A 23,639-nucleotide genomic window follows, 5' to 3' on the forward strand; every position below is an offset into this window, starting at 1 on the left:
CCGCGGCGGTCGGTCGTCACGTGAGGTGGTCGAAGTCGCCGCGCACCCACGCGGCGTGCCGCTCCGCGGAACGCAGGACGACCTCCCGCGCATCGGCGGGGATCACGTCCTGGAAGTTGTTGTAGAGCCGCTCGAACGGCCGCCGCGCCACGTGCTCGGCCACGCGCTTGACGACCGCCCCCGACAGCGGGATGCGGTTCGGGTAGCTGCGCATGAAGCTCACCGACGTGCGGTCCGGGTTGGCGAAGATCGTGTCGCCGGAGAGCAGCACCCCGCGCCCGTCGGCGCCGTCCGCCCAGTGCACGACCGCCGAGCCGGGGAAGTGCCCGCCGGGCTGGCTGAGCACCACGCCCGGCAGCACCTCGAGCTCGCCGTCCGGGCCGGGTGCCCACGTCTCGATCACGTCGTCCGGGCGCGCGACCCAGCCGGCGTCGGCCTCGCTCACCAGCACGGGCACCGGACGCCCCGTGGCGGCGGACAGGCGACGGCTCCACTCCACCTGCACGCCGAACATGTGCGGGTGGCTCGCGGCGACCACGACCCGCCCACCCGGACCGGCGGCGGCCACGACCGCGGCGACACCGCCGTCGTCGACGAAGCCCAACGGGTCCCACAGGAGCGCCCCCTCGGCCGTGCTCACGACCTTCGACTGCTGGCCGATGCCCACGGGCGGGGCGGCCCCCAGCGCGAGCAGGCCGGGCTCGAGCTCGGAGACCTCGACGGTCAGCCCCGCGGCGGCGAGCTCGTCGAGCGTGGTCCAGGCCTGTCCCGTGGCGGGAACCCATTGGCGCTCGTCGGCGCAGATCGCGCAGACGTCCGGGCGGTCGGCGTGCTCGACGGCGCAGGTGCGGCAGATCCAGGTGGTGGTCACGAGGCCACCGTGCCAGGACCCGCCGACACCTGCGCGTCGTCCACCGTGTCCGCCGTGTCCGCCGCCGTACGGGGGAGGCAGACGGCGCAAGAGGACGGCGGCGCGCGGATCTCCGTCGCCCGGGGGAGGACCGCGCCGCGGGCGCTCACTAGGCTGGCCGGATGTCGCACGACCGGCCCGGACCCACCTCGCGCGCCCTGGAGTGGTTCGGGGTCGACGCCGACTGGGAGCGTGTGCCCGCCGACCCGCGCCGCACCTACCGCGACGACCTCTGGCTGGGCGCGGCGTTCGTCGTCCTGACGCTCGTCGGCACCGAGCTGGGCCGCAGCATCGGCTACTTCGAGGACGTCGCGACGCCCGCCTGGGCGCTGTACCTGCTCTCCGTCCTCGGCGCCGCGCCGCTCGCCCTGCGCCGCCGGTTCCCGCTCGTCGTGCTCGCCGTGGAGTACCTGCACTTCCTGCTGGTGGGCATCGCGGTGCCGATGCTGACCATGCTCGCCCCGCTGCAGGTGGCGTACTTCGTCGCGCTGTTCACCGCCGTGGCGTGGGCCCGAGACCGGCGCGCGATGCTGCTCGTCGTCGGCGCGGTGCTGCTCGTGATGTTCGGCTGGATCGTGTGGCAGTTCGCCGTCGGCGCGGGCGTCGAGGGGATCGTCGAGCAGATGGGGCTCGGCGACTCCCGGCCCGGGCTGTTCAGCCCCGTCATCGCGATGGTGGCCTACACCTGGCTCATGAACCTGGCCTACTTCTGCGGGGCCATCGCCGCCGGTCAGCTCCGGTGGCACGCGGCACGGACCCGCGAGCGCCTCACGGAGCAGGCCGCGACCATCGAGCGGCAGGCCGCCGCGCTCCAGCAGCAGGCCGTCGTCCGCGAGCGGCTCCGCATCGCCCGCGAGCTGCACGACGTCGTCGCGCACCACGTGTCCGTCATCGGCATCCAGGCGGCGGCCGCGCGGCGTCTCCTCGCCGCGGACCCGGCCGCCGCCGCCGCACCCCTGGCGACCATCGAGGGGCAGTCCCGCGAGGCGGTCACGCAGATGCGGGGCCTGCTCGGCACCCTGCGCGGCGTGGACGAGGACGGCGGGGGGCGCGCCGGTGGGGCGCGTGCCGGCGGGGCGCGTGCCGGTGGGGCGCGAGCCCCGGAGCCGGGGCTCGCGGACGTGCCCGCCCTGGCCGAGGCCGCAGACGGCCTCGAGGTCGAGGTCCGCATCGTCGAGGAGCCGGCCGGCGCCGCGGCCGACGTGCCGGCGTCCGTCGGGCTCAGCCTGTACCGCACGGCGCAGGAGGCCCTGAGCAACGTGCGCAAGCACTCCACGGCGCGGCGCGCGAGCGTCGTCGTCCGGGTGGACCGGCGGCCCGCGCAGACGGGACGGCCCGGGGCGGAGCGGTTCCGGCACGGGTACGCCGAGGTGGAGGTGCTCGACGACGGGCGCCCCCGCCCGGGCGGCGCGGGAACCGGCATGGGCCTGCTCGGGGTGCGCGAGCGGGTCGGGACGCACGGCGGCGTCGCCGAGGTCGGGCCGCGCGTCACGGGCGGCTACCGTGTGCGCGTGCGTCTGCCCCTGCCTGAGGACCCGTCGTGACGGGCCCCGACGCCGCGTCTGCGGACGCCCCGATCCGCGTCCTGCTGGTCGACGACCAGCGGCTCGTCCGCTCCGGGTTCGCCATGATCTGCTCCGTCGAGCCGGACATCGAGGTGGTGGGCGAGGCCGCCGACGGCGCCCAGGCCGTGGAGCAGGTCCGCGCGCTGCGGCCCGACGTCGTCCTCATGGACGTGCAGATGCCGGTGATGGACGGCATCGAGGCCACCCGGCGGATCGTCGACGAGGACCTCGCGAAGGTCCTGGTGCTCACCACGTTCGACGACGACGCCTACGTGCGCGACGCGCTCACCGTGGGGGCGTCCGGGTTCCTGCTCAAGAATTCCGACGCCGACCGGCTGGTCGAGGCCGTGCGCACCGTGGCTGCCGGGCACGCGCTCCTGGCGCCCGAGGTGACGCGGCGCGTCATCGAGCGGATGGTCGCGGGGGAGGCGTCGTCGGCCGACGGCCCGCCGTCCGCGCCGTCGGCACCTTCCGCGCCTTCCGCGCCGTCGGGACCTTCCGCGCCGGGCGACCCGCGCCTCGACCAGCTCACGCCCCGTGAGCGCGAGGTGTTCGAGCTGGTGGGCCGCGGGCTGTCGAACGCCGAGATCGCGGGCGAGCTGTTCCTCGGCGAGGCCACGGTCAAGACCCACGTGTCGAACGTGCTGGCCAAGCTGCAGCTGCGTGACCGCGTGCAGGCTGTCGTCCGGTACTTCGAGACCCTGACGTGACGATTTCTTCGCTTCCCCGGCGCGGAAGCGAAGAATCCACGACGTCGGCGCTGTGGAAAACCCCCCGGGCGACCCGGCCGGGTCCGCAAGGCTGCTCGACATGCCACGCCGCATCGTCGTCCCGGGGTCCCTGCTCGGCCTCGCCGGCACGCAGGAGGGACTGGTGTCCTCCCGCCAGTGCCACGCCCACGGGCTCACCGACCAGCAGACGGCCGCACTGGTGCGCAGTGGCCGCTGGGAACGGGTGAGGTTCGGCGTCCTCGACACCGGTCACCGCGGCCCTTCGGTGCTCGACCCCTTCGACCGAGCCCGCCGGCGCGAGGCGGTCCTCGGCGTTCTCGCGCTGCCGGGCTCGATCGCGGCCGGCGTGGCGGCCCTGGTCCTGCAGGAGGTGCAGGGTGCGCCGCAGGTGGTGATCCCGGAGGTGGTGCTCCCCGACGGGTCGCCCCGGTCGACGGCGCGGGGCGTCCGGGTGCGCCGCACGCCGGCGCGATCCTGGATGCTCGTGCGGGGCCTGCCCTGCCTGCGGGTCGAGACGGCGCTCGCCCAGGCCGTCCCCGATCTGGGTCGGTACCACGCGGTGGCGCTCATGGACTCGGCGCGTCACCTGCGGAAGATCAGCGAGGCGGGGTTCCGCCGAGCCCGGTCGGCCTCCCGCGGCCGGCGTGGTGCTGCGCGGAGCAACGCCTGGTGGGAGGAGTCGGACCGTCGCGCCGAGTCCCCCGCGGAGACCTGGGCCAGGCTGTCCTGCGTCGATGCCGGCTGCCCCCCGGACGCGCTGCAGCTCGTGGTGCGCGACCGCCGCGACCGGTTCGTGGCGCGTGTCGACCTCGCGTGGGTCCTGCCCGACGGGGGAGTGCTCCTGGTGGAGATCGACGGCCGGGAGGTGCACTCACGGCTCGAGGCCCTGCTCGACGACCGCCACCGGCAGAACGCGCTGACGGGCCGGCGGACGGTCATGCTCCGGTTCAGCGGGGCGGACGCCTGGCGGGGGCGGGTGGCCGCCCAGGTCCGCAGCCTCCTCGACGCGCAGGGCTGGGTGCCGCACCCGACCGACGAGCCCTACCGGCTCACGTCATGAACTCTTCGTTTCCCGAGCCGGGAACCGAAGAATTCGTGACGTCGGCCGGTGTGCGCGGGCGGAGTTCCGTCGTCGGGGGGAGGGCAGATCTCCCCCGCATGACGGATCCGCCGCGGGCCGCGGGTCCGTAGGTTCGTCATCATGATCAGCAACGACTCCCTCGAGGTACGCGGCCTCACGCGGACCTTCGGCGAACTGACCGCCGTCGACGACGTCTCGTTCACCGTGCCACCGGGCCTGCTCACCGGGTTCGTGGGCGGCAACGGCGCCGGCAAGACCACCACGATGCGCATGATCATGGGAGTCCTCGGCCCCACCGCGGGCGAGGTCCGGTTCGGCGGGGCCCCCTTGACGCTCGCCGACCGGCGCACGTTCGGGTACATGCCCGAGGAGCGCGGCCTGTACCCGAAGCAGCCGGTGCTGGACCAGCTCGTGTACCTCGCGCGGCTGCGCGGCATCTCCGCCCAGGTCGCCCGCGCCGAGGTGCTCGACCACCTGGACCGGCTCGGCCTCGCGGGCCGCGCCAAGGAGCACGTCGAGAAGCTGTCGCTCGGCAACCAGCAGCGGGTGCAGATCATCGCCGCGCTCATGGGCTCGCCGCGCATGCTGGTGCTCGACGAGCCGTTCAGCGGCCTGGACCCGACCGCCGTCGACGGCATGGTGGACCTGCTGGCCGAGCACACGGCCCGCGGCGTGCCGGTGCTGTTCAGCTCGCACCAGCTCGACCTGGTGGAGCGGCTGTGCGAGCGGCTCGTCATCCTCAAGTCCGGCCGCGTCATGGCCGACGGCGCCCCCGCCGAGCTGCAGGCCGGCGGCACGGAGCGGCACCGGCTCGTCGTCGGCGGCGACGCCGGCTGGGTCCGCGGCGTCCCCGGCGTGCACGCCGTCGACGTCGACGGCAACGTCGCGCTGCTGGAGCTCGTCGACGACGCGGCCGTCCAGCGGCTGCTCGCCTCCGCCCTCGAGCGCGGCACCGTCCAGGAGCTCACCCCCGTCCGGCCCACGCTGGCCCAGATCTACCGCGAGGTGACGGCATGACCGCCCCGACCCACACCGACCCCCACGCCGGCCTCGACCGGGCCGGCCGGCAGCCCGGCGGCCCAGGCAGCGCCGCCCCGCCGAACCGCGCGGCCTGGATCCTCGTGATGAACCGCGAGATCGTGGTGCGCGCCCTCAACAAGACGTTCCTCATCGGGCTCGTCGTGTCCGTCGCCATCATCGCCGCGCTCGCCGCGTTCATGGCCTGGCAGGGCAGCAAGACGGAGTCGTTCGCCGTCGTGGTCACCGGTGGGGACACCACCGCGACCGCCGCCGTCGAGGCGGGCGAGGCGATCGCCGTCGCGCAGGACACGAACGCCGAGCTCACCGTGCTGGACGTGGCCGACGCCGACGCCGCGCGCACCGCCCTGACGGACGGCGACGCCGAGGCCTGGCTGCACCCGGCCGACGACCCCGCCGACGGCTGGGTCCTCACCGGGCAGAGCGACCCCGACAGCACGCTGACCCGGCTGCTCACCGCGGGTCTGCAGCAGGAGGTCCTGGAGTCCAACGCGGCCGCGGCCGGCACCTCGGTCGCCGAGCTCACCGCCGGCAGCGCGCTGACCACCGACCGTGTGGACGGCAGCGCCGTCGACTCCCAGACGCTCTTCTTCGCGTCGTTCGCCCTGGCGCTGCTGTTCTTCATCGGCGCGCTCGGCTCGGGCCAGATGATCGCGGGCAGCGTCGTCGAGGAGAAGCAGTCGCGGCTCGTGGAGATCATGGCCACGGCCGTGCCGCTGCGGCACCTGCTGGCGGGCAAGATCCTCGGCAGCTCGATCGTCGCGCTGGCGCAGAACGTCGTGTTCGCCGTGGTCGGGCTGGTCGCGCTGTCCTTCACGCCGACGGCGGCGATCCTGCCGTCCCTGTCGTCGTCCCTCGTGTGGTTCGTGCTGTTCTTCGCCGTCGGGTTCATGGGCATGGCCGCGCTGTACGCCGTGGCGGGCGCGCTCGCGTCCCGCACCGAGGACCTGCAGCACACCACCACCCCCATGACGATGGCGATCATGGGCATCTACTTCCTGACGTTCTCCGCCAGCGGCACGTTCGCCACGGTGCTGTCGTACGTGCCCGTCGCCAACATCGTCTCGATGCCGGTGCGGGTGCTGTCGGGCGACGCCCTCTGGTGGGAGCCGGTCGTCTCGCTGCTCGTCCTGGTGGCGTTCACGCTCGTGGCCGTGCTGGTCTCGGAGCGGGCGTACCGCGGGGCGCTGCTGCAGACCGGCGGCCGCATCGGCTGGAAGCGGGCGTTCGCGGCCGCTTCGTGAGGTACCTCCACCCGGGGGGTAGGGATGCCCCCCGGGTGGGCGTCAGGGATCCCCCCGAACTTGCCCTGAACGTGCCCTCAGCCGCAGAATTCCGCGCTTCGCGCCGCTAGCGTCGCAGCCATGACGACCGTCGACGCCGCCCGGCTGCAGTTCGCGCTGCTCGCCGGCACCCACTTCCTCTTCGTCCTCGTGACGCTGGGGCTCGGGCCTGTCGTCGCCGTGTTCCAGTCGCGGTGGGCGCTGGCCCGGACGCCGGAGCGACGCGCGCTGTTCGAGCGGGCCACCCGGTTCTGGGGTCAGCTCTACCTCGTCAACTACGCCCTCGGGGTGGCGGCAGGGATCGTCATGGAGCTCCAGCTCGGCCTGAACTTCCCGGGCCTGCTCGAGGTCGCAGGAGGCGTCTTCGGGGCACCGCTCGTCATCGAGACGATGGCGGCGTTCTTCCTCGAGTCCACGTTCCTGGGGCTGTGGGTGTTCGGCTGGCACGTGCTGCCGCGATGGGCGCACACGGCGGCGATCTGGGCGGTGGTGGCCACGGGGTACCTGTCCGCGTTCACGGTGATGGTGGCGAACGGGTTCCTGCGCCACCCGGTGGGCTTCGAGATGGTGCCGGTCCCGGGAGGCGCCGGCCCGGCCGGCGGGGAGATCGCCCGCCTCACCGACGCCGCGGCCCTGATCACCAACCCGGCCGCGGTCCTGTCGAGCCTCCACGTCGTGGGGGCGTGCCTGATGGCGGGCGCGTACGTGCTGGTCGGCGTCAGCGCGTGGCACCTGCGCCGGGTGCCGTCGCGGCTGCCCGCCGTCGAGGCCGCGGGCCTGCCGGGGACGACGATGTCGCCCGAGAACGAGCTCTGGCGCCGGTCCCTGCGCACCGGCGTCGTCACGGGCACGTTCGGGGCGTTCCTGGCGACCGGCTCCGGCTTCGCCCAGTTCACGTACTTCGACGCCGGCGAGTCGGTGACCCACGCGCCCTGGCTGATCGGCCCCGCGTACCTGCTCATGCAGGCCGTGGCCCTGCTGACGTTCCTGGTCGGCGTGGCGCTCATGCTCCTCTTCGCCCGCGACGGGCTGTTCCGGATGTGGCGCCCGGTGCGCCGCGGCCTGTACGGGACGCTCGTCGTGCTGCTGCCGGTGCCGTTCGTCACCTCGCTGCTGGGCTGGGTCGCGCGCGAGACCGGCCGCCAGCCCTGGGCGATCACCGGCGTGCTGCGCACCGAGGACGCCGTGACGGACGCTCCCGCCGGCCAGGTGATCGCGTCGCTCGTGGTGCTGATGGGCGTCATGACGGTGCTCGCCGTCGCGGACTGGGTCGTCATGGGCCGCCTCGCGCGCCGCGGCCCCGAGCGGCTCGCGCTCGGCAGCCCCCCGGCCGACGCGCTGCGGATGGACGTCCCGCACGCAGACCTGCACGCCGACCCGCACGAGGGGCCGTCCGGCTCCGCCGCGCTCCTGACCGCCGACCGCGACGCGGTCCTCACCTTCGGAGGTACCCGATGAACGCCCTCGGCTGGGGACTGCTGCTCGCGATGCTGCTCGCGGGCTGGGCGCTGCTCGACGGCGCCGTGCAGGGCGCGGGTCAGGTGGCGCGCGGCATCGGCGGGCGGGACGACGGCCGCCGTCGGCTCGTGCTCGCCACCGTCGCGCCGTTCCTGCTGCTCGGGGAGGTGTGGCTGGTCGCCGCCGCCGGCGTGCTGGTGGGCGCGTTCGCCCATGTCGAGGGGGTGCTGTGGCGGGCGGCCTACCCGGTCGTCGTCGCGCTCCTCGTCGCTTGGGTGGTGCGCGACGCCGCCCTCTGGCTCCGGAGCCGCCTGGGCTCGCCGCGCTGGCGCCGTGGCTGGGACGCCGTCGGGCAGGGTGCGAGCTTCGCGTTCCCGGCGACGTTCGGCGCGCTCGCCGGCGTCGCCTGGACGCAGCTCTCGGCCGTCTCGCCGGACGTCGCCGCCGACGCCCCGGTGGCTGTCGGCGCGGGGCCCGGCCTCGCCCGGGTGCTGGAGCTCGGCCTGCCCGTGGTGCTCGCCGGGCTCGTGGCGCTGGCCGCCCGGGTGCACGGTGCTCTCGTGGTCGCGCGGCGCGCGCCGGAGGGGGTGGCGGTCGTGGCCCGACGGCGCGCCCGGACCGCGCTCGTCCCGGCCGCTGCGCTCGCCACCCTCGCGGCGCTGGGCGCGCTGGGGGTCGCCGCCCTGGGGACGACGTCGGCCCTGGTCGGCGCCGTCGTGCTGCTCGGTGCCGCGGGGGCGGCGCTCGCGGCCCGCTTCGACCTGGACCGGGGCGCGTACCGGCGTCCGGTGGTGGCGTGGTCCGGGCCGGTCCTCGCGCTCGCACCCGTGGTCGCGACGGCCGCCGTCGTCGGGCCGCACGTGGTGGCCTCCGCTGCCCCGGCGAGCGTGCTGCACGGTCTCACGTGGCCGGTGCTGGGCGCGTTCGCCGCGGTGGTGGTGGCCCAGGCGGTCTCGTGGAAGGTGCTCGTGCGACCGCTGGGGCCGCGCACCACCGTCTTCCTCTGACCCCCGCCCGAGCGAGTTGTCAGGCCCTGGTGCACCGAAACGTGCACGTGGTCCTGACAGCTCGCGGGCGCTCGGGAGGGAACTCGTGGCCAGAACGTCACGGCAGGGCAACGTGGGTGAAATCCTGGTCGCGCACGATGGGCCGTGCGGCCACCCGGGCCGCGGAGGAGGCCGGACCATGACCATCACGCCCGCGACGATCGCCATGCCGCGACCCCTGACGCGCCCCGTGCCGCGCCCCGTGCCCCGCACCGTCGACGAGGCGGCCGCCGCCGCCCGCCGCCCGACCCGTGGCGACCTGGTCACCGTCGATCCCGCGGACCGGCGGCGCCGTGCGCAGCTCGCGCTGCTCGAGCTCGTCGTGACGCGGTCCGCCGGACGCCGCCGCGGCTAGCCTCCCGGGGCGACGGGGTCGGACGACGCCCCCGGGCCTCCGTCGGGCCTCCGTCGGGCCTCCGTCGGGCCTCCGTCGGGCCTCCGTCGGGCCTCCGTCGGGCCTCCGCAGCGCGAGGGCCTCGCCTCGGATCACGGAGCCGGGGACCGCGGCGCCCGGATAGTCTCCGGGCCATGTCTCGCCGCCGCGCCTCGATGGCCACCTTCGACCTCGAGCCGGACGACCTGGCGGCCGACGACCCGGGGCGCCACGGCGAGGTGTTCGGCGGCGAGGTGCCCGACGACGGGCCAACCTGGGGCCGGAAGACCGCCGACCGGCTGCGCGCCGTCCCGCCGCGCACGTGGTGGTCGGTGTCCGGCATCGTGGCGGGCACGCTCGCGCTCGTCGGCGGAGGCCTGCTCGCAGCGCACCTCGTCACCTCCCACGGACGTGAGGAGCGGCTGGCCGCGGCCCCGGGCGGTGTCCTGGACGTGGCCGCCGCGATGGACCAGGACGCCGCCTGGGAGGTGGACGCCGACACGGGCGTGCTCGCCGTCCTGGCGGGCGGGAGCGTCGTCGTGCGGGACGGGGCGGACGTGCTCGGCGTCGACGCGGCGACGGGCGAAGAGCGGTGGCGGCACACGCTCGGCGACCTGGCGGAGTGCGGCCCGACGCCGTGGAGCCCGGCGGAGTGGGCGACGCCCGTCGACGAGCTCGTGTGCCTGAGCGGCACGGACGAGGACCGCACGGTCACGGTGTTCGACGCGGGCGGTGCGGTGCTGGGCCACCGAGGCCTCGGCGACGTCGCGGGCGCCGCGGTGCAGGCCGCGGCGGACGGCATGATCGTGGTGGTCGAGCCGGACGGCCCGGTGCCCGCGCCGCGCCGGTTCGACAGCGAGCAGGAGGCCTTCGACGTCGTCGAGTCGGGCGCGTTCACCGGCCCGGGAGCGGTGCTGAGGTTCGAGGACGCGCTGACGGGCGACGTCCGCAGCTCCGTCGCGGCGTACTTCGACCCGTCGGCGAGCAGCCTCTGCCTGACGTGGACGGACGGCACGGTCGAGCTCGACTTCAACAGCTTCAGCCTCGTGTCCTCGCCGGGTGTCGTGGGCTTCGAGCGGTGCGGCGTGGACGTGACCTGGACGCCGCCGGTGGGCGCGCTCGCCACGTCTCCGCGGTTCGGGCCGGCGGGAGACGTCACGACGGTCAGCTCGGTGGACGGCGGCCTCGCCGTCATCGACGCCGACGAGGTGCGCACGACGCTCGTCGACGTCGACGCCCACGCCGCCGACACCGAGAAGACGGCGCCGAGGGTCGCGCTCGACGGCCTGCTGCTCGACCCGTGGGCGACGGACGGCGCCATCGGCCCGCGAGTCGTCGCGGCCGAGTCGGGCATCGTCGCGCTCGACCCGGACGACCTCGCGGGCGATCCTCGGTGGGAGCGCGCCTGGGACTGGGCGCACCGTGCCGAACCGCTCAGGGTGCGCGTGCACGACGTCGAGGTGCTGGTGCGGACGGCCGACGTCGTGCTGCTGCGGCAGTACGGCGAGCTCGTCGGGCTGGACGTGACCACGGGGCGCGAGCTCTGGCGCAGCCGCGAGCTGGTGGAGGACGGCGGCCTGTGGGTCGCGGGCGCGGTCACCGACGGCGCGGAGGCCCTGCTGCTGACCCAGGGGTCGGACCCCGCGTCGTACGAGCTCGTGCGTCTCGACGTGGCGAACGGGGAGGTGCTGGCCCGGGCCCGGCGTGACGGGAGCCTTGACGGCTCGGTGGGCACGGTGGGCGGGCGGATGCTGCTGCGGACGTCGCCGGGCGACGCCGGCGGCGGGACGGACGTCGAGGACGGCGGCACCCTCGTCACCCGGTCTCCCGGGTCGCTGCGGGGGTCTCCCCTGGCATAGTTTCAAGGGGTGGGCCGACGACGCGGCGCCGACGAGGGCGCGTTCACGTTCGACCTCGAGCCCGAGGGGGACGAGGAGGACGCCACCGCGCCGGAGCCCCGTGCTCCCCGCCGCACGAGGTGGCGGCGTGCGCGGCCCCAGGACCCGTCGCCGTCCGCCCCCCTGCTCATCGATCTCAGCGTGGTCGACGACGTCCCGCCGGACCCGCAGGACGCCGCCCCGGCCGGAGCCGCGGGAGGCCGGGACGCCGGGGACCGTGTGCCGGGCGAGGGCGGGCTGCCCGTCGCCGTGCGCCGTGCGCGGGGGCTCCTGCACGGGCGCCGGCTGCTGGCGGGGGTCGTGGTCGCGACGCTCGCGCTGACGGCGGTCGTCGTGGACACCATCGGCGACCGGGGGCGCGTCGCCGCGCTGCGGTCCTCGCCGGGCGGGGTGCTCGAGCTCTCCGAGCGCCCGCACGAGCTGTGGCGGGTCGAGGTGGCGGGCGATGTCCCTGGGGGCCTCGTCGGCGTCGCCGAGGGGGCCGTGGTCGTGCAGGTCCACGACGAGCTGCTGGGCGTCGACGCCGCCTCGGGGGAGCACCGCTGGCAGGCGGACCTGCCGGAGGGCGTCAGCTCGTGCGGGCCCGGTCTGGATCCGTGGACCGGCCGGTTCCACGTCAAGCCGGTCAGCGCGGTCGTGTGCGTCTCGACGCCGCCGGGCTCGGACCCGGGGCGGAGCGACCGCGCCACGGTGACCGTCGTCGACGCCGCCTCAGGGGAGGTCGTGGCCCAGCGGCCGGCGGAGGTGCCCGAGGCGATGCTGTTCGCGGGCCCGGACGGCGGCCTCGTCGTCGCGCAGTGGGTGGGGGACGCCCCGCGGTTCGGGGACAGGGACCTGGAGCGGCTGACGGTGGACGAGCTGCTGAGCGGCGCGGGCGAGGGGCTCGTCACGGACGGCTACGACCTGCAGGTGCGGCTCGAGGACGCCGCGACGGGAAAGCAGCGCTGGCAGCGCACGGTCCGTTTCGACTCCGGGCAGGACGTGTCGTCGTGCGTGGCGTGGAACGACGACGGCACCCAGTCGGCGATCGAGCTGCGCGGCACGGTGCAGACCGTGGTGCTGGACCGGGTGCTGTGGGTGGGAGGGTGCGGCATCGACGCCTGGTTCACGCCGTCGGGCGTGCGCCTGGACCGCGGCGGCGACCCCAGCGCGTCCGAGGGGTTCTCCGTGCTCCCGCTGCCGTCGGGCGGGTACGTGGCGCAGCAGGAGCCCGACTTCGGCTTCCCCGACCGGCCGGGGCGGCTGCTGCGGGACGACGGGAGCGAGGTGCGGTCGCTCGACGGGACGTACCTGATGCCGCAGAGCACGGACGGTGGCGGCGGCTCCGTGCGGCTGCTGCGCCGGTCGGACCGGCTCGTAGCCACGGGGGAGGACGGCGAGCAGCTCTGGTCGGCCGGCGTGGCGGCGGCCGCCGTGTCGGTGCAGACGTCGCGGGTCGCGGTGGTGCTCGACGACACGCGCGGTGTGATCGGCCTGGACCTGGGCACCGGCGACGAGCTGTGGGCGCGTGAGGAGCTCTTCGACGACGTCGACCCGGTCGCGCTGGCGTACGGGCCGTACCTCGCGGACGGGATGTTCACCGACGGGCGGCTCGCGGCGTTCGTCGTGCGGGACTACGTCCAGGGGGACGTGCTGCACTGGATCGCGGTGGACGTCACCTCGGGCGAGGAGCTGTGGAGGTTCGACGTCGAGGGCGAGGACTGGGGCTTTCACGTGGCGGTCGACGGCCACCTGGTGAGGTGGTCGCCGACCGCGATCGTGGGGCTCGGGTGAGCCCTGCCCGTCGTCACTCGTCGGTGTGGGTGTCGGTGCCTGCGTCGGAGTCGCCCGCTGGCGCCTCCCCGGCGAGGAGCAGGTAGACCTCGCGACGGGCGCGGTCGACGAGCGCGGCAGCGGCCGCCGCCTGCTCGGCCGACCCGGCGCGAGCCACCTGCTCGACGGCGCCGCCGAGCGCGCGCATCGCGGCGTGCAGCTCGTGCCCCCCGCGGCGCGGGTCCGCCGTGAACGTCTCCCACGGGGTGCCGAGCTCCGCCCGGTGCTCGGCGACGTGGGCGCGCCCGGCGTCGGTGAGCGTCGCAAGGCGGCGACCGCCGTCCTCGGCGACGGCGACGAGACCCTCGTCCTGGAGCTGGGAGATGGCGGGGTACACGGCCCCCGGGCTGGGGCGCCAGCCGCCGTCGGTGCGGTCCGCGAGCTCGGTGATCACCTGGTAGCCGTGCATCGGCTGCTCCGTGAGCAGCAGGAGGATCGCGGCGCGGATCTCGCCGCGGCCCGCGCGCCGGCCGCGGCCGCCGCCACGGGTTCCGGGACCGAAACCGGGACCGAAGCCGCGCCCGCGTCCGTCGGGACGGCCGCGACGCGGTGCGTCGCCGCCCTCGGGGAAGTCGCCCCGGCGGCGTCGTGCGCCGCGCGGGTCGACGTTGTCGTACGGGAAGTCATGGGTGTGTCGGGGGTGCATAGGGATGCTCCTGGGTCTTCGAGTGGATGTGGAGTCGGCCCGCCCGAGGCGTACCGACATATCGAAGATAGATCAAAGATATATCGTTGGCAACCTTTAGTTGTCACGACGCCGGTCGACATGCCGCTGAGCAGCACAGATGGTTGGCTTCACCCGTGACCGGCTACGACCCCGCGTTCCTCGGGCCCGAGGACGCCGTCCTGGTGCCGCTGCCCGTACCCCGCCCGCCGGGCGGCGGGCACGCCCGCGTGCTGCGGCGGCTCGACCACCCCCACTTCACCGTGCTCCTGGACCCGCTCCGGCGCCTTGCCGCCGCGACCGCCGTGACCATCGACGGCGCCCGCCTGCGCCCGCTGCGCCGTACAGGCCAGTGGCGGTACGACGCGCAGGCGCCCGCCGAGGAGCAGGCCGGGCCGGAGCTGTACCACCGCAACGTCCTCGACCGGGGGCACCTCGTGCGCCGCCGCGACCCCATGTGGGGCACCGACGCCGAGGCCAGGCGTGCCGGCGAGGCCACCTTCGTCTACTCCAACGCCGCCCCGCAGGTGGGCCGGTTCAACCAGTCCCAGGAGTTGTGGAACGGTCTCGAGGACCACGTGCTCACGTACGCGCAGGCCCACGAGCGCCGCGTCGTCGTGCACACCGGCACCGTCCTGGCCGACGACGACCCCGTCTACCGCGGCGTCGGCATCCCGCGACGCTTCTGGAAGGTCGCGGCCTGGGCCCAGCCGGGCTGGCACGTGCCGGACGCCTCGCCCGACGCGGGCGCCTCGCCCGACGCGGACGACGCGGCCGTCCAGATGGTCCGCACCCTGCGGTGCGCGGCCTTCGTGCTGGACCAGACGCCGCAGCTCAGCGAGGCGGAGCTCGCGGCCGCGCAGGCCCGGGCGCTCGCGGTGGGCGACGTGCCGCCGCTCGGCCCGTTCCGCACGTACCAGGTGCCGGTCGCGGACGTCGCGCGGCTGACCGGGCTCGACCTCGGCCCGCTGCCCGCCGCGGACGTCCTGCTCGCCGGCACGCGGCCGTCCGTCGCGGGCGGGTGGCGGGAGCTGGCCGGCCCGGGAGACGTCGTCGTCTGACCGGAGGGACCGGGGTCTGCCCAGGTGAGGTCCCGGAACCGGGTCCCGGCGGCCGTAAAATCTCGGCCCATGGAAGTTCTCCTCGTCGCGGTGCTGTCGGCCGTCACCGTCATCGCCGTCACCGCCCTGTCCCCGAAGGCGGGGGTGGCGGCGCCGCTGGTGCTCCTGCTGATCGGCGTGGGGGTGAGCTTCCTGCCGTTCGTGCCCGCGATCGAGATCGACCCCGAGGTGATCCTCGCCGGTGTCCTGCCCGCGTTGCTCTACGCCTCCGCTGCGGCGTTCCCCTCGATGGACTTCCGCCGTGACTTCACGGCGATCGGCGGGATGTCCGTGCTGCTGGTGATCATCTCCGCCGTGGTGATGGGCCTCGTCTTCTCGCTCGTCGTCCCGGGCCTCGACCTGGCGGCGGGGATCGCCCTCGGCGCGATCGTCAGCCCCACGGACGCCGTGGCCACGTCGATCATCAAGAAGCTGGGCGCGCCGCGCCGCGTGGTCGTGATGCTCGACGGCGAAGGGCTGATCAACGACGCCACGTCGCTCGTGCTGCTGCGGTCCGCGGTCGCGGCGACGGCGGCGAGCGTCTCGCTGTGGGACGTGCTCGGGGACTTTCTCAAGGCGGTCCTGCTCGCCGTGATCATCGGCGCGGTCGTCGGCCGGCTGGGACTGTGGGCACGCGCCCGCGTCAAGCAGGAGACCCTGTCGACGGCGATCTCGTTCGTCGTGCCGTTCGCGGCGTACCTCCCCGCGGAGGAGGTGCACGCGTCCGGCATCGTCGCGGCGGTCACGGCAGGGCTCGTGACGAGCGTGCTGTCGGCGCGCCACCTGCGGCCGCAGGACCGGGTCGCCGAGCGGGCGAACTGGCACACGATCGAGGTGCTTCTCGAGGGCGGGGTCTTCCTCGCCATCGGTCTCGAGGTCTTCGACCTGGTGGCGGACCTGAACGCCTCCGGCGGCTCCCTGTGGTTCGCGGTGGGCATGGCGGCGCTCGGCGCGGCGGGCACGCTCGTGCTGCGCGGGGCGTTCGTGCTGCCCCTGCTGCGCTACCTGGCGCACCGGCAGGAACGGGGCCAGCGGGTGCGCGGCACCCTCGCCTCCGTGAACGACCGGCTCGACGCCAAGCTGGCCCTGCACGAGCAGGGTGGCGGGCCGATCAGCGAGCGTCCCGTCTCCGACGTCCTCGACCAGACCTGGCCGGACGGGGTCGACGACCGCCGTCGTGAGCGCGAGCGGCAGCGGGCCCTGCGGCGCGCGCGGGCCCTGAAGCGGCGGCTCGGCCCGGACGGGTCGGACGACCACGAGAGCATCACGGTGCGCATCGGCGGGTTCCAGCGCCGCATCACGCGCAAGATCGCCGACATCGACTATCTCGCGGCGGCGCCCCTCGGGCCCAAGGAGGGCGTGGTGCTCGTCTGGGCGGGGATGCGCGGCGTCGTGACGCTCGCGGCCGCGCAGACGCTGCCGCACGACTTCCCGCAGCGCTCCCTGATCGTCCTCGTCGCGTTCGGTGTCGCCGCCGGTTCGTTGGTGCTCCAGGGCGGGACCCTGCCGTGGGTGGTGCGTCGCCTCGGCCTGGCCGGCGTGACGTCGTCGCGCCACGAGGAGGGCACCTCGGGGCTGCGGGACATCGTCGACCAGGCGGCGTCCGAGATGCTCACGAGCCCGGAGCTGTGCCGGCCCGACGGCGCGCCGTACGCCGGGTCAGTCGTGGAGCGCGTCCGCGCCATGGTCGTGCGGGAGCAGCACGACCACGACGAGGAGGAGGCGGTCCCCGAGGACATCGCGAAGCAGTTCTTCCAGCTCCGGCTCGCGGTCATCGCCGCGCAGCGCGAGGTGCTCCTCGATGCGCGGGCCGTGGGCGCCTACGACTCCGACCTGCTCTCACGGAAGCTGGAGCTGCTCGACGCGGACCAGATCGCCATCGAGGGGCGGGCGCACTCGCTCGAGGGCTGAGCCGTCCGGCCGGGCCCGGCGAGACGCGAGTCTCGAGGGGCCCGGCCGGGATCAGGCCGACGTGATCTCGCTGCGTGCGACGCGCCACAGCCCGCCGGTGAGGGGCGCGACCACCCAGAGGAGGGTGGCGGTGGTGAGCTGGGCCCACCCCTCGGCGTCGATCGTGCCGCCGAACAGGAGCGGCTCGCCTGCGGTGCCGAGGTCGATCCACGGCAGGACGGTGGCCATGGCCGGCACGAGCCCGCCCACGATGCCGAACAGGGTCGGCAGGAGGAGCAGGGTCACGATGGCGACCGGGGTGCTGCGCAGCAGGAGGCCGAACCCGACGCCCTGGATCATGAACAGCACGACGGACAGCGCCAGGTAGGCGACGTCCTGCACGCTGACGTCCCAGGCCGGGGTCGCGTCCCGGAACGTGACCACGAGCAGGTGCGCGAGCGCGGCGAGGCCGATCGACAGGACGAGCAGGGCCAGGCCGGAGCCGATCGCGCTGACCACCTTGGCGAACCCGACGCGCGTGCGGCGCGGCTCCAGCGTGAACGTCACGAGAGCGGTGCGCTGCGACCACTCGGACGTCGCCGCCAGCACGCCGACGATGGGCAGCAGCAGCGCCATGGGGGTCGTCGTCCCGACGACGAAGGCGCTGAACGAGTGGTCGCCCCCGTTGACGGCCATCATGATCGCGAGCACGGCCGCGGTGACGATCGCGATGACGATCAGCAGCCAGCGGCCCGCGCGGGTGTCGAGCTGCTTGCGCCACTCGACGTGGGTGAGGGTCGCGAAGGTGAGGGGCTTCACCGTCGTGGTCTGGGCGGGAGCGGCCAGCGTCGCGGCGGTCATGCGGGCACCTTCTCGGAGCGGTTCGCGGGGGTGGAGGTCTCGCGGGCGTGGTCGGCGGTGAGCTCGAGGAAGAGGTCCTCGAGGCCACGGGACTCGGCGGGTCGCAGCTCCGCGAGGACGACGCCTGCCGACGCGGCGGCGTGCCCCACGTCGAGGGGTTCCGCCTCGACGGCGAGACCGCCCGTGCCGAGGACCTCGACCCCCACCCCGGCCTGCCGGAGCGCCGCGGCGAGGGCGACGTCGTCGGTGGAGCGGGCGTACGTGCCGGCCTGGCGCAGCAGGTCGTCGATGCGGCCCTGCGCCACGATGCGCCCGTGCCCGATGACGACGAGCCGTTCGGCCACCTGCTCGATCTCGAGCAGCAGGTGGCTGGAGAGCAGGACGGTGCCGCCACGGGCGGCGAAGTCGTGCAGCAGGTCCCGCATCCAGCGGATCCCGGCCGGGTCGAGTCCGTTGGCGGGCTCGTCGAGGATCAGCACCTCGGGGTCGGCGAGCAGGGCCGCGGCGAGGCCGAGGCGCTGACGCATGCCGAGCGAGTACTGCCCGACGCGGCGGGCCGCCTCCCTGGAGGTGAGGCCCACGACGTCGAGGGTCTGGTCGATGCGGCGGCGGTCGACGCCCGTCATGAGCGCGGCGAGGGTGAGGACCTCGCGTCCCGTGCGGCCGGAGTGCTGCGCGCCGGCGTCGAGCAGGACCCCGACGCGACGTCCCGGGTTCGCGAGCGCGCCGTAGGGCACGCCGAGCACGCGGGCGCTGCCCGACGTCGCCGGGGTCAGCCCGCAGATCATGCGCATCGTCGTGGACTTGCCGGCGCCGTTGGGGCCGAGGAATCCGGTGACGTGCCCGGGCTCGACCGTGAACGACACGTCGTCCACGGCTGCGACGGGGCCGTACCTCTTGGTCAGGTGCTCCACGGTGATCATGCGTCCAGCCTGGTCCAGGACCAGGTGGCCCCGCGTCGGCCGGAAGCATGGGACCGGTGGTCCTCCGGGTGCGGCCGGGTCCTCCTTTCGGATGACCCGCGGACGGCGGCCGTGACCGGTGGGCGGATGCCGTCGCAGAGGCGTTTCCCTAGGCTCGACGGCGTGCCCGACCTCCCCCGCGCTCCCGCGCTCCCGCCGCCGTCACCTCCTGCGGCGCCCGCAGGGGCCACGGTGCCCGTGTCCACGGTGACCGTCACGCCCACCGTGCCACCGCCGGCGGCCCGGTCCCGTGCGGCGCGGCTGTGGGGCGAGACGTGGCGGATCCTTGTCGCGGGGCTGGTCGGCTTCGTCGGGTTCGGGTTCGTGGCCTGGGAGGCGGACACCGAGCAGCGGTGGGTGGCGTCCGACGGACTGTGGGCGCTGGACTTCTTCGCGGGTGTGCTCGGGCTGGCGCTCCTGCCCTTGCGCCGACGGGCTCCGCTGACGATCGCGGTCGTGCTGAGTGCCATGACTCCGGTGTCGGTCCTCGTCTCCGGTGCCCAGATGATCGCGTTCGTGTCGTTGGCCACGCATCGCCGCTGGTGGCGGATCGGGATCGCGCTGTGCGTGGCGATGGCGGGGAGCTGGGCCTACGCCGCGCTGCACCCCGTCGTCGGGGCGGCGACGTACGAGTGGGTCGTCAACCTGGCACTCAGCCTGCTCGCCTTCGCGGCGCTCGTGTGGATCGGCGCCTACATCGGGCTCCGGCGCGAGCACCTGGCCTCGCTGCGGGAGCGCGCCGAGACGGCGGAGCGCGAGCAGGCGAGCCGCGTGGCGCACGCCCGGTCCGCGGAGCGGGAGCGGATCGCCCGGGAGATGCACGACGTCCTCGCCCACCGCATGTCGCTCGTCGCGATGCACGCGGGGGCGCTGGCGTACCGCACGGACCTGCCGCAGGAGAAGGTCGCCGAGACCGCCGCCGTGGTGCAGGCGAGCGCGCACGCCGCCCTCGTCGAGCTGCGCGGTGTGCTGGGCGTGCTGCGGGACACGGACGGGGCCGGGGTCGCGACCGGCGGGGGCGACGCGGCGGGTCCGGCCGCTGATGCGGGCGACAGGAAGGGCTCGGCCGGGCCGGCGCCGCGTCCCGAGCCGCCGCAGCCCACGCTCGCCGACCTCGACGACCTGCTCGAGGAGGCGCGCGGGAACGGCACCGAGGTGCGGCTGGAGCGACGGTCGGACGGGTTCGGAGGGCTGGGCGACGTCGTGGGCCGGCACGCGTTCCGCATCGTGCAGGAGGGCCTGACGAACGCGCGCAAGCACGCCCCCTGGGCTCCCGTGACCGTCGTCCTCGAGGGGGAGCCGGGCGAGGGGCTGTCGCTGGTCGTGCGCAACCCGGTGCGGACGGTGGGAGCCGACCCAGACGTGCCCGAGCCTCCGTCGTCACACCTCGGGCTGCTGGGCCTGACCGAGCGGGCGGCGCTCACCGGCGGACGGCTGGAGCACGGGCTCGTCGGCGGGGAGTTCGTGCTGCGGGCCTGGCTACCGTGGGCGCCATGAACGCCAGCGAGACCTCGACGGGCACGACGGGCACGACGGGCACGACGCGCATCGTCGTCGTCGACGACGACCCCATGGTGCGCGCCGGGCTCGGCCTCATCCTCGGTGGGGGAGCGGACCTGGAGATCGTCGCGGAGGCGGGCGACGGGCTGGCGGCGATCGACGTCGTCCTGCGCGAGCAGCCCGACGTGGTGCTCATGGACATCCGCATGCCTCGGCTGGACGGGATCGAGGCGACGCGGCGCCTGGTCGCGCGCGGGACGTCGCGGATCATCGTGCTCACGACCTTCGACACCGACGACATGATCCTGGAGGCGCTGCGTGCCGGGGCCGCCGGCTTCCTGCTCAAGGACACGCCGCCGGCCCGCCTCGTGGCCGCGGTCCGCGCGGCGGCGGCCGGTGAGCCGACGCTCTCGCCCCGCGTGGCGGAGCACCTCATCGCCGCGGTCACGCAAGGGTCGGCGCCCGACCGCCGCCGCACCGCCGCCGCGCTCGTCGGGACGCTCACGGACCGGGAGCGCGAGGTGGCGCTCGCCGTCGCGCGCGGGTCGTCGAACGCGGAGATCGCCAGCGAGCTGTTCATGAGCGTCCCTACCGTGAAGACGCACGTGTCGCGCATCCTCACCAAGCTCGACGCCGCCAACCGGGTGCAGGCCGCCATCGTCGTGCACGATGCCGGCCTCACGGGCTGACCCCGCGCCTCGCCGGCTCCCGCGGTGCGGGAAGTTCCCGCATGGGCGGAGCGGCTCCGGGGGCGTGTTGTCGTTTCGGGGCTTGTCGGGTGGGCGGGATCGGTGACGTCTGAGCGGTGGTGAGTCCGGTGGTGCGGGAAGTTCCCGCATGGGCGGAGCGGCTCCGGCCCTACGGGAGAATGCCGCAGGAGCGGAGGGGCGACGGCTGGCCCGCCGCAGTTCCCGCGAGTCCGACAGGCCCGAAACGACAACATCTCCCGGGCGGCGACGCTGGGGCAACGAGTTCCGGACGGGCCGCTGGAGCGACGCGGCGCTGGAGCTGTGCCGCTCCTGAGCTACAAGGGGATGATGCCGCGGGCGTTGGGCGACTCGACGAGGAGGTCGACGATGCGGCAGCCGTAGAGCTGGGCGATGTCCCCGATCTGGTCCAGGCTCCACGCGGCCTGACCGGTGGCGGCCGTCATCCACAGGTCAGCCGAGCCGCTCCCGCAGCCAGGCGATGTCCGGGCCCATGTCGCCGTGCGTCTCGCACACGACGGGCGCCCCCGCGGCGGCAACCACGCCCACGAGCTGCTCGGGCGGGATCTGTCCGGCGCCGAAGTGCGCGTGCCGGTCGGCACCCGACCCGGCGGAGTCGCGCGAGTCGTTCGCGTGCACCAGGTCGATGCGCCCCGTGATCGCGCGGATGTCCTCGACCGCCGTCGTGAGGTCGATGCCGCCGGCCCACGCGTGGCAGGTGTCCAGCGTGAAGCCCACGTTCTCGGCGCCGTTCGCCTGCATCACGGCCGCCCAGAGCTGTTCGACGCGCTCGAGGCGACGCGCCATGGAGAAGTCGCCCCCGGCGGTGTTCTCGATGAGCACCGGCACGTCGGTCTCCAGCGAGTCGATCGCCTTGCGCCAGTTGTCGAAGCCGACGGCGGGCTCGTCCTTCGCGGTCACGTGGCCGCCGTGCACCACGACGCCGCGGGCGCCGATGGCCGCGGCACCGGTCATGATCTGCTGCAAGAGCTTGCGGCTGGGGATGCGGACGCGGTTGTTCGTCGACGCGACGTTGATGACGTACGGAGCGTGGACGTAGACCGCCAGCCCGGCGGCCGCCGTCTCCTCCCGGAACGCCTCGGCGCCGCCGGGGTGCTCCAGCGGCGGCACCTTCCACGCCTGCGGGTCGGACAGGAAGACCTGCACCACCTCCGCACCGATCTGCGCCGCCTGCGCGACGGCGTCGGACAGGTCGACGTGGGCCCCGATCTTCACGCTCATGGGCCCACCCTAGGTCGCGGGACCCACACGGCACCTGGAACCGTCTGACGGTCGTAGGCTGGTCGACCATGAGCACCACGCCGCCGCTCGCGTACGTCATCGCCGGGTCCGAGGCCACCGGAGGGGCCGGCATCCAGGCCGACCTCAAGACCTTCCAGCAGCTGGGGGTCTACGGGGTCGGGACGCTGACCTGCATCGTCTCCTTCGACCCGAAGCACGGGTGGGGACACCGGTTCGTGCCCGTCGACCCGCAGGTGATCGCGGACCAGGTCGAGGCCGCCACCGCCACGCACGCGCTCGACGTCGTGAAGATCGGCATGCTCGGCACCCCGGCCACGATCGACGTCGTCGCCCGCTCCCTCGAGGCCCAGCCGTGGCGGCACGTCGTCCTCGACCCCGTCCTCATCTGCAAGGGCCAGGAGCCCGGCGCCGCCCTCGACACCGACACCGCCCTGCGCGAGCGCGTGCTGCCCCTCGCGACGGTCGTCACCCCCAACCTCTTCGAGGCGAAGACCCTCGCCGGCATGGACGACATCACGTCCGTCGACGAGCTCGCCGAGGCGGCCCGGCGCATCCACGCCCTCCTCGACACCGGCCAGGGCCCGCGCTACGTCGTCGCCAAGGGCGGTGTCGAGCTCGCCGGCCCGGACGCCGTCGACGTCCTGTTCGACGGCGACGAGGTCACCGTCTTCGCCGCGCCCAAGGTCGGCGAGGAGCGGGTCTCGGGAGCCGGGTGCACGTTCGCCGCCGCGATCACCGCGCAGCTCGCCCAGGGCTCCGGCGTGCCCGCCGCCGTCCAGGTCGCCAAGGACATGGTCACCCGCGGCATCGAGGCCCGCGTCGAGGCCCGCACCCCGTTCGACACCGTCTGGCAGGGCGCCTACACCGCGTCCTGAGCCGGACGCCCCCCACCCGTCAGTAGCCCCCGCCGCCGTCGGCGGGTGCCTCGGTGATCTCGGTCCCGTCCGGCGCCACCACCCACCAGACGTCCTGGACGGCCTGGCCGGTGACGTCGCCGGGCGCCTCGTCCGCGGCGTACAGGTACAGCGGGCGCCCGTCGAGCGTCACCTGCAGCTCGCCGTCGTTCCCGGTGATCGTCCCGACCTCGGCGTCGACGCCCTCGACCTGCGGCTCCTCGCTGCCGGCGTGCACCGGCGGCCAGGCGGCGAGGCAGTCGTCAGTGCACGCGCTCTCGCCCGAGCCGGGCTCGTCGGCGGAGAAGTAGTAGACGGTCAGGCCCTCGCCGTCGACGACGATCTCGCCCAGCTCGCTGTCTGCGGTGGCCAGGTCGACGTCGGCCATGGCCTCCCCGCCCGCGCCCGTCGCCTCGTCGCCGGGCGCGGTGCCGCCCGGCTCGTCCCCGCCGCACGCGGCGAGAGTCCCGGCGAGCGTGATCGCCGCGGCCAGGACCGTCAGTCGTGAACCCGTGGTGCGCATGATGCCTCCGTCGGCTCGGTGCTCGGTGCTCGGTGCTCGGTGCTCGGTGCTCGGTGCGTGCCCCCCACGAGGTACGACGAG

General features: G+C 74.8%; 22 protein-coding genes. 15 read left to right on the forward strand and 7 right to left on the reverse strand.

Going from position 1 to position 23,639, the window contains the following annotated elements:
* Positions 1–16 precede the first annotated feature (16 nt).
* On the reverse strand, positions 17–871 hold the full coding sequence (locus LEP48_RS14000; RefSeq protein ID WP_225566218.1) for an MBL fold metallo-hydrolase: 855 nt from the start codon (positions 869–871) through the stop codon (positions 17–19).
* A gap of 161 nt (positions 872–1,032) precedes the next feature.
* On the opposite strand from LEP48_RS14000, the gene LEP48_RS14005 reads away from it, so the two are divergent.
* The 10 genes from LEP48_RS14005 to LEP48_RS14050 all read left to right on the forward strand — a co-directional run bounded on the left by LEP48_RS14005 (position 1,033) and on the right by LEP48_RS14050 (position 13,156).
* On the forward strand, positions 1,033–2,454 hold the full coding sequence (locus tag LEP48_RS14005; protein ID WP_225566219.1) for a sensor histidine kinase: 1,422 nt from the start codon (positions 1,033–1,035) through the stop codon (positions 2,452–2,454).
* Between the two features lie 83 nt (positions 2,455–2,537).
* On the forward strand, positions 2,538–3,185 hold the full coding sequence (locus tag LEP48_RS14010; protein ID WP_422723844.1) for a response regulator: 648 nt from the start codon (positions 2,538–2,540) through the stop codon (positions 3,183–3,185).
* Positions 3,186–3,285: 100 nt separating this feature from the next.
* A complete protein-coding gene (locus tag LEP48_RS14015; RefSeq protein WP_225566221.1) occupies positions 3,286–4,266 on the forward strand; it encodes a hypothetical protein in 981 nt (326 codons plus the stop codon).
* 141 nt (positions 4,267–4,407) lie between these two features.
* The gene (locus LEP48_RS14020; RefSeq protein WP_225566222.1) at positions 4,408–5,304 is read left to right on the forward strand and encodes an ABC transporter ATP-binding protein; all 897 of its coding nucleotides are present in this window, start codon (positions 4,408–4,410) and stop codon (positions 5,302–5,304) included.
* Positions 5,301–6,569 carry an ABC transporter permease gene (locus LEP48_RS14025; protein WP_225566223.1) on the forward strand — a complete coding sequence of 423 codons (1,269 nt, stop codon included), beginning with the start codon at positions 5,301–5,303 and terminating at the stop codon, positions 6,567–6,569. The genes LEP48_RS14020 and LEP48_RS14025 overlap by 4 nt, the downstream gene beginning before the upstream one ends.
* A gap of 120 nt (positions 6,570–6,689) precedes the next feature.
* Positions 6,690–8,066, forward strand: a complete 1,377-nt coding sequence (locus tag LEP48_RS14030; RefSeq protein ID WP_225566224.1) for a cytochrome ubiquinol oxidase subunit I — start codon at positions 6,690–6,692, stop codon at positions 8,064–8,066.
* Positions 8,063–9,073, forward strand: a complete 1,011-nt coding sequence (locus LEP48_RS14035) for a cytochrome d ubiquinol oxidase subunit II (protein ID WP_225566225.1) — start codon at positions 8,063–8,065, stop codon at positions 9,071–9,073. The genes LEP48_RS14030 and LEP48_RS14035 overlap by 4 nt, the downstream gene beginning before the upstream one ends.
* Before the next feature lie 178 nt (positions 9,074–9,251).
* Positions 9,252–9,467, forward strand: coding sequence for a hypothetical protein (locus LEP48_RS14040; RefSeq protein ID WP_225566226.1), 216 nt, complete (start codon positions 9,252–9,254; stop codon positions 9,465–9,467).
* A gap of 173 nt (positions 9,468–9,640) precedes the next feature.
* Complete coding sequence (locus tag LEP48_RS14045; protein WP_225566227.1) at positions 9,641–11,344, forward strand: hypothetical protein; 1,704 nt, start codon at positions 9,641–9,643, stop codon at positions 11,342–11,344.
* Between the two features lie 9 nt (positions 11,345–11,353).
* On the forward strand, positions 11,354–13,156 hold the full coding sequence (locus LEP48_RS14050; RefSeq protein WP_225566228.1) for an outer membrane protein assembly factor BamB family protein: 1,803 nt from the start codon (positions 11,354–11,356) through the stop codon (positions 13,154–13,156).
* Between the two features lie 13 nt (positions 13,157–13,169).
* Here LEP48_RS14050 and LEP48_RS14055 read toward each other — a convergent pair whose 3' ends face one another.
* Positions 13,170–13,841: a PadR family transcriptional regulator gene (locus tag LEP48_RS14055; protein WP_225566229.1), complete on the reverse strand. Its 672-nt coding sequence runs from the start codon at positions 13,839–13,841 to the stop codon at positions 13,170–13,172.
* A gap of 155 nt (positions 13,842–13,996) precedes the next feature.
* On the opposite strand from LEP48_RS14055, the gene LEP48_RS14060 reads away from it, so the two are divergent.
* Positions 13,997–14,920, forward strand: a complete 924-nt coding sequence (locus LEP48_RS14060; RefSeq protein ID WP_225566230.1) for a DNA/RNA non-specific endonuclease — start codon at positions 13,997–13,999, stop codon at positions 14,918–14,920.
* A 69-nt stretch (positions 14,921–14,989) separates the two neighbouring features.
* Positions 14,990–16,870 (forward strand): cation:proton antiporter, encoded by a 1,881-nt coding sequence (locus tag LEP48_RS14065; RefSeq protein WP_225566231.1) that lies wholly within the window; start codon positions 14,990–14,992, stop codon positions 16,868–16,870.
* A gap of 51 nt (positions 16,871–16,921) precedes the next feature.
* Here LEP48_RS14065 and LEP48_RS14070 read toward each other — a convergent pair whose 3' ends face one another.
* Positions 16,922–17,710: an ABC transporter permease gene (locus LEP48_RS14070; protein WP_225566232.1), complete on the reverse strand. Its 789-nt coding sequence runs from the start codon at positions 17,708–17,710 to the stop codon at positions 16,922–16,924.
* On the reverse strand, positions 17,707–18,633 hold the full coding sequence (locus LEP48_RS14075) for an ABC transporter ATP-binding protein (protein WP_225566233.1): 927 nt from the start codon (positions 18,631–18,633) through the stop codon (positions 17,707–17,709). The genes LEP48_RS14070 and LEP48_RS14075 overlap by 4 nt, the downstream gene beginning before the upstream one ends.
* A gap of 162 nt (positions 18,634–18,795) precedes the next feature.
* Between LEP48_RS14075 and LEP48_RS14080 the strand changes: the two genes are divergently transcribed.
* Both LEP48_RS14080 and LEP48_RS14085 read left to right on the forward strand, forming a co-directional pair.
* Positions 18,796–20,169, forward strand: a complete 1,374-nt coding sequence (locus LEP48_RS14080) for a sensor histidine kinase (RefSeq protein WP_225566234.1) — start codon at positions 18,796–18,798, stop codon at positions 20,167–20,169.
* Positions 20,166–20,861: a response regulator gene (locus LEP48_RS14085; RefSeq protein WP_225566235.1), complete on the forward strand. Its 696-nt coding sequence runs from the start codon at positions 20,166–20,168 to the stop codon at positions 20,859–20,861. Before LEP48_RS14080 ends, LEP48_RS14085 begins: the two co-directional genes overlap by 4 nt.
* A 335-nt stretch (positions 20,862–21,196) precedes the next feature.
* On the opposite strand, the gene LEP48_RS18540 is transcribed toward LEP48_RS14085, so the two are convergent.
* Both LEP48_RS18540 and LEP48_RS14090 read right to left on the reverse strand, forming a co-directional pair.
* Positions 21,197–21,325 (reverse strand): hypothetical protein, encoded by a 129-nt coding sequence (locus tag LEP48_RS18540; RefSeq protein WP_255641448.1) that lies wholly within the window; start codon positions 21,323–21,325, stop codon positions 21,197–21,199.
* Positions 21,326–21,332: 7 nt separating this feature from the next.
* Positions 21,333–22,121: a deoxyribonuclease IV gene (locus LEP48_RS14090; protein WP_225566236.1), complete on the reverse strand. Its 789-nt coding sequence runs from the start codon at positions 22,119–22,121 to the stop codon at positions 21,333–21,335.
* Between the two features lie 68 nt (positions 22,122–22,189).
* On the opposite strand from LEP48_RS14090, the gene LEP48_RS14095 reads away from it, so the two are divergent.
* Positions 22,190–23,017, forward strand: a complete 828-nt coding sequence (locus LEP48_RS14095) for a hydroxymethylpyrimidine/phosphomethylpyrimidine kinase (RefSeq protein ID WP_225566237.1) — start codon at positions 22,190–22,192, stop codon at positions 23,015–23,017.
* Between the two features lie 19 nt (positions 23,018–23,036).
* On the opposite strand, the gene LEP48_RS14100 is transcribed toward LEP48_RS14095, so the two are convergent.
* On the reverse strand, positions 23,037–23,558 hold the full coding sequence (locus tag LEP48_RS14100) for a COG4315 family predicted lipoprotein (RefSeq protein WP_225566238.1): 522 nt from the start codon (positions 23,556–23,558) through the stop codon (positions 23,037–23,039).
* Between the last annotated feature and the right edge of the window lie 81 nt (positions 23,559–23,639).

The sequence above is a fragment of the Isoptericola luteus genome (genome assembly GCF_020297055.1).
GTDB classification, from domain to species: domain Bacteria; phylum Actinomycetota; class Actinomycetes; order Actinomycetales; family Cellulomonadaceae; genus Isoptericola; species Isoptericola luteus.

Coding starts and splice junctions, on each gene's coding strand:
- LEP48_RS14015 (WP_225566221.1), top strand. CDS start 3,286: ATGCCACGCCGCATCGTCGTCCCGGGGTCCCTGCTCGGCCTCGCCGGC.
- LEP48_RS14005 (WP_225566219.1), top strand. CDS start 1,033: ATGTCGCACGACCGGCCCGGACCCACCTCGCGCGCCCTGGAGTGGTTC.
- LEP48_RS14040 (WP_225566226.1), top strand. CDS start 9,252: ATGACCATCACGCCCGCGACGATCGCCATGCCGCGACCCCTGACGCGC.
- LEP48_RS14045 (WP_225566227.1), top strand. CDS start 9,641: ATGTCTCGCCGCCGCGCCTCGATGGCCACCTTCGACCTCGAGCCGGAC.
- LEP48_RS14075 (WP_225566233.1), bottom strand. CDS start 18,633: ATGATCACCGTGGAGCACCTGACCAAGAGGTACGGCCCCGTCGCAGCC.
- LEP48_RS14020 (WP_225566222.1), top strand. CDS start 4,408: ATGATCAGCAACGACTCCCTCGAGGTACGCGGCCTCACGCGGACCTTC.
- LEP48_RS18540 (WP_255641448.1), bottom strand. CDS start 21,325: ATGACGGCCGCCACCGGTCAGGCCGCGTGGAGCCTGGACCAGATCGGG.
- LEP48_RS14055 (WP_225566229.1), bottom strand. CDS start 13,841: ATGCACCCCCGACACACCCATGACTTCCCGTACGACAACGTCGACCCG.
- LEP48_RS14010 (WP_422723844.1), top strand. CDS start 2,538: ATGATCTGCTCCGTCGAGCCGGACATCGAGGTGGTGGGCGAGGCCGCC.
- LEP48_RS14030 (WP_225566224.1), top strand. CDS start 6,690: ATGACGACCGTCGACGCCGCCCGGCTGCAGTTCGCGCTGCTCGCCGGC.
- LEP48_RS14095 (WP_225566237.1), top strand. CDS start 22,190: ATGAGCACCACGCCGCCGCTCGCGTACGTCATCGCCGGGTCCGAGGCC.
- LEP48_RS14085 (WP_225566235.1), top strand. CDS start 20,166: ATGAACGCCAGCGAGACCTCGACGGGCACGACGGGCACGACGGGCACG.
- LEP48_RS14070 (WP_225566232.1), bottom strand. CDS start 17,710: ATGACCGCCGCGACGCTGGCCGCTCCCGCCCAGACCACGACGGTGAAG.
- LEP48_RS14090 (WP_225566236.1), bottom strand. CDS start 22,121: ATGAGCGTGAAGATCGGGGCCCACGTCGACCTGTCCGACGCCGTCGCG.
- LEP48_RS14025 (WP_225566223.1), top strand. CDS start 5,301: ATGACCGCCCCGACCCACACCGACCCCCACGCCGGCCTCGACCGGGCC.
- LEP48_RS14100 (WP_225566238.1), bottom strand. CDS start 23,558: ATGCGCACCACGGGTTCACGACTGACGGTCCTGGCCGCGGCGATCACG.
- LEP48_RS14035 (WP_225566225.1), top strand. CDS start 8,063: ATGAACGCCCTCGGCTGGGGACTGCTGCTCGCGATGCTGCTCGCGGGC.
- LEP48_RS14065 (WP_225566231.1), top strand. CDS start 14,990: ATGGAAGTTCTCCTCGTCGCGGTGCTGTCGGCCGTCACCGTCATCGCC.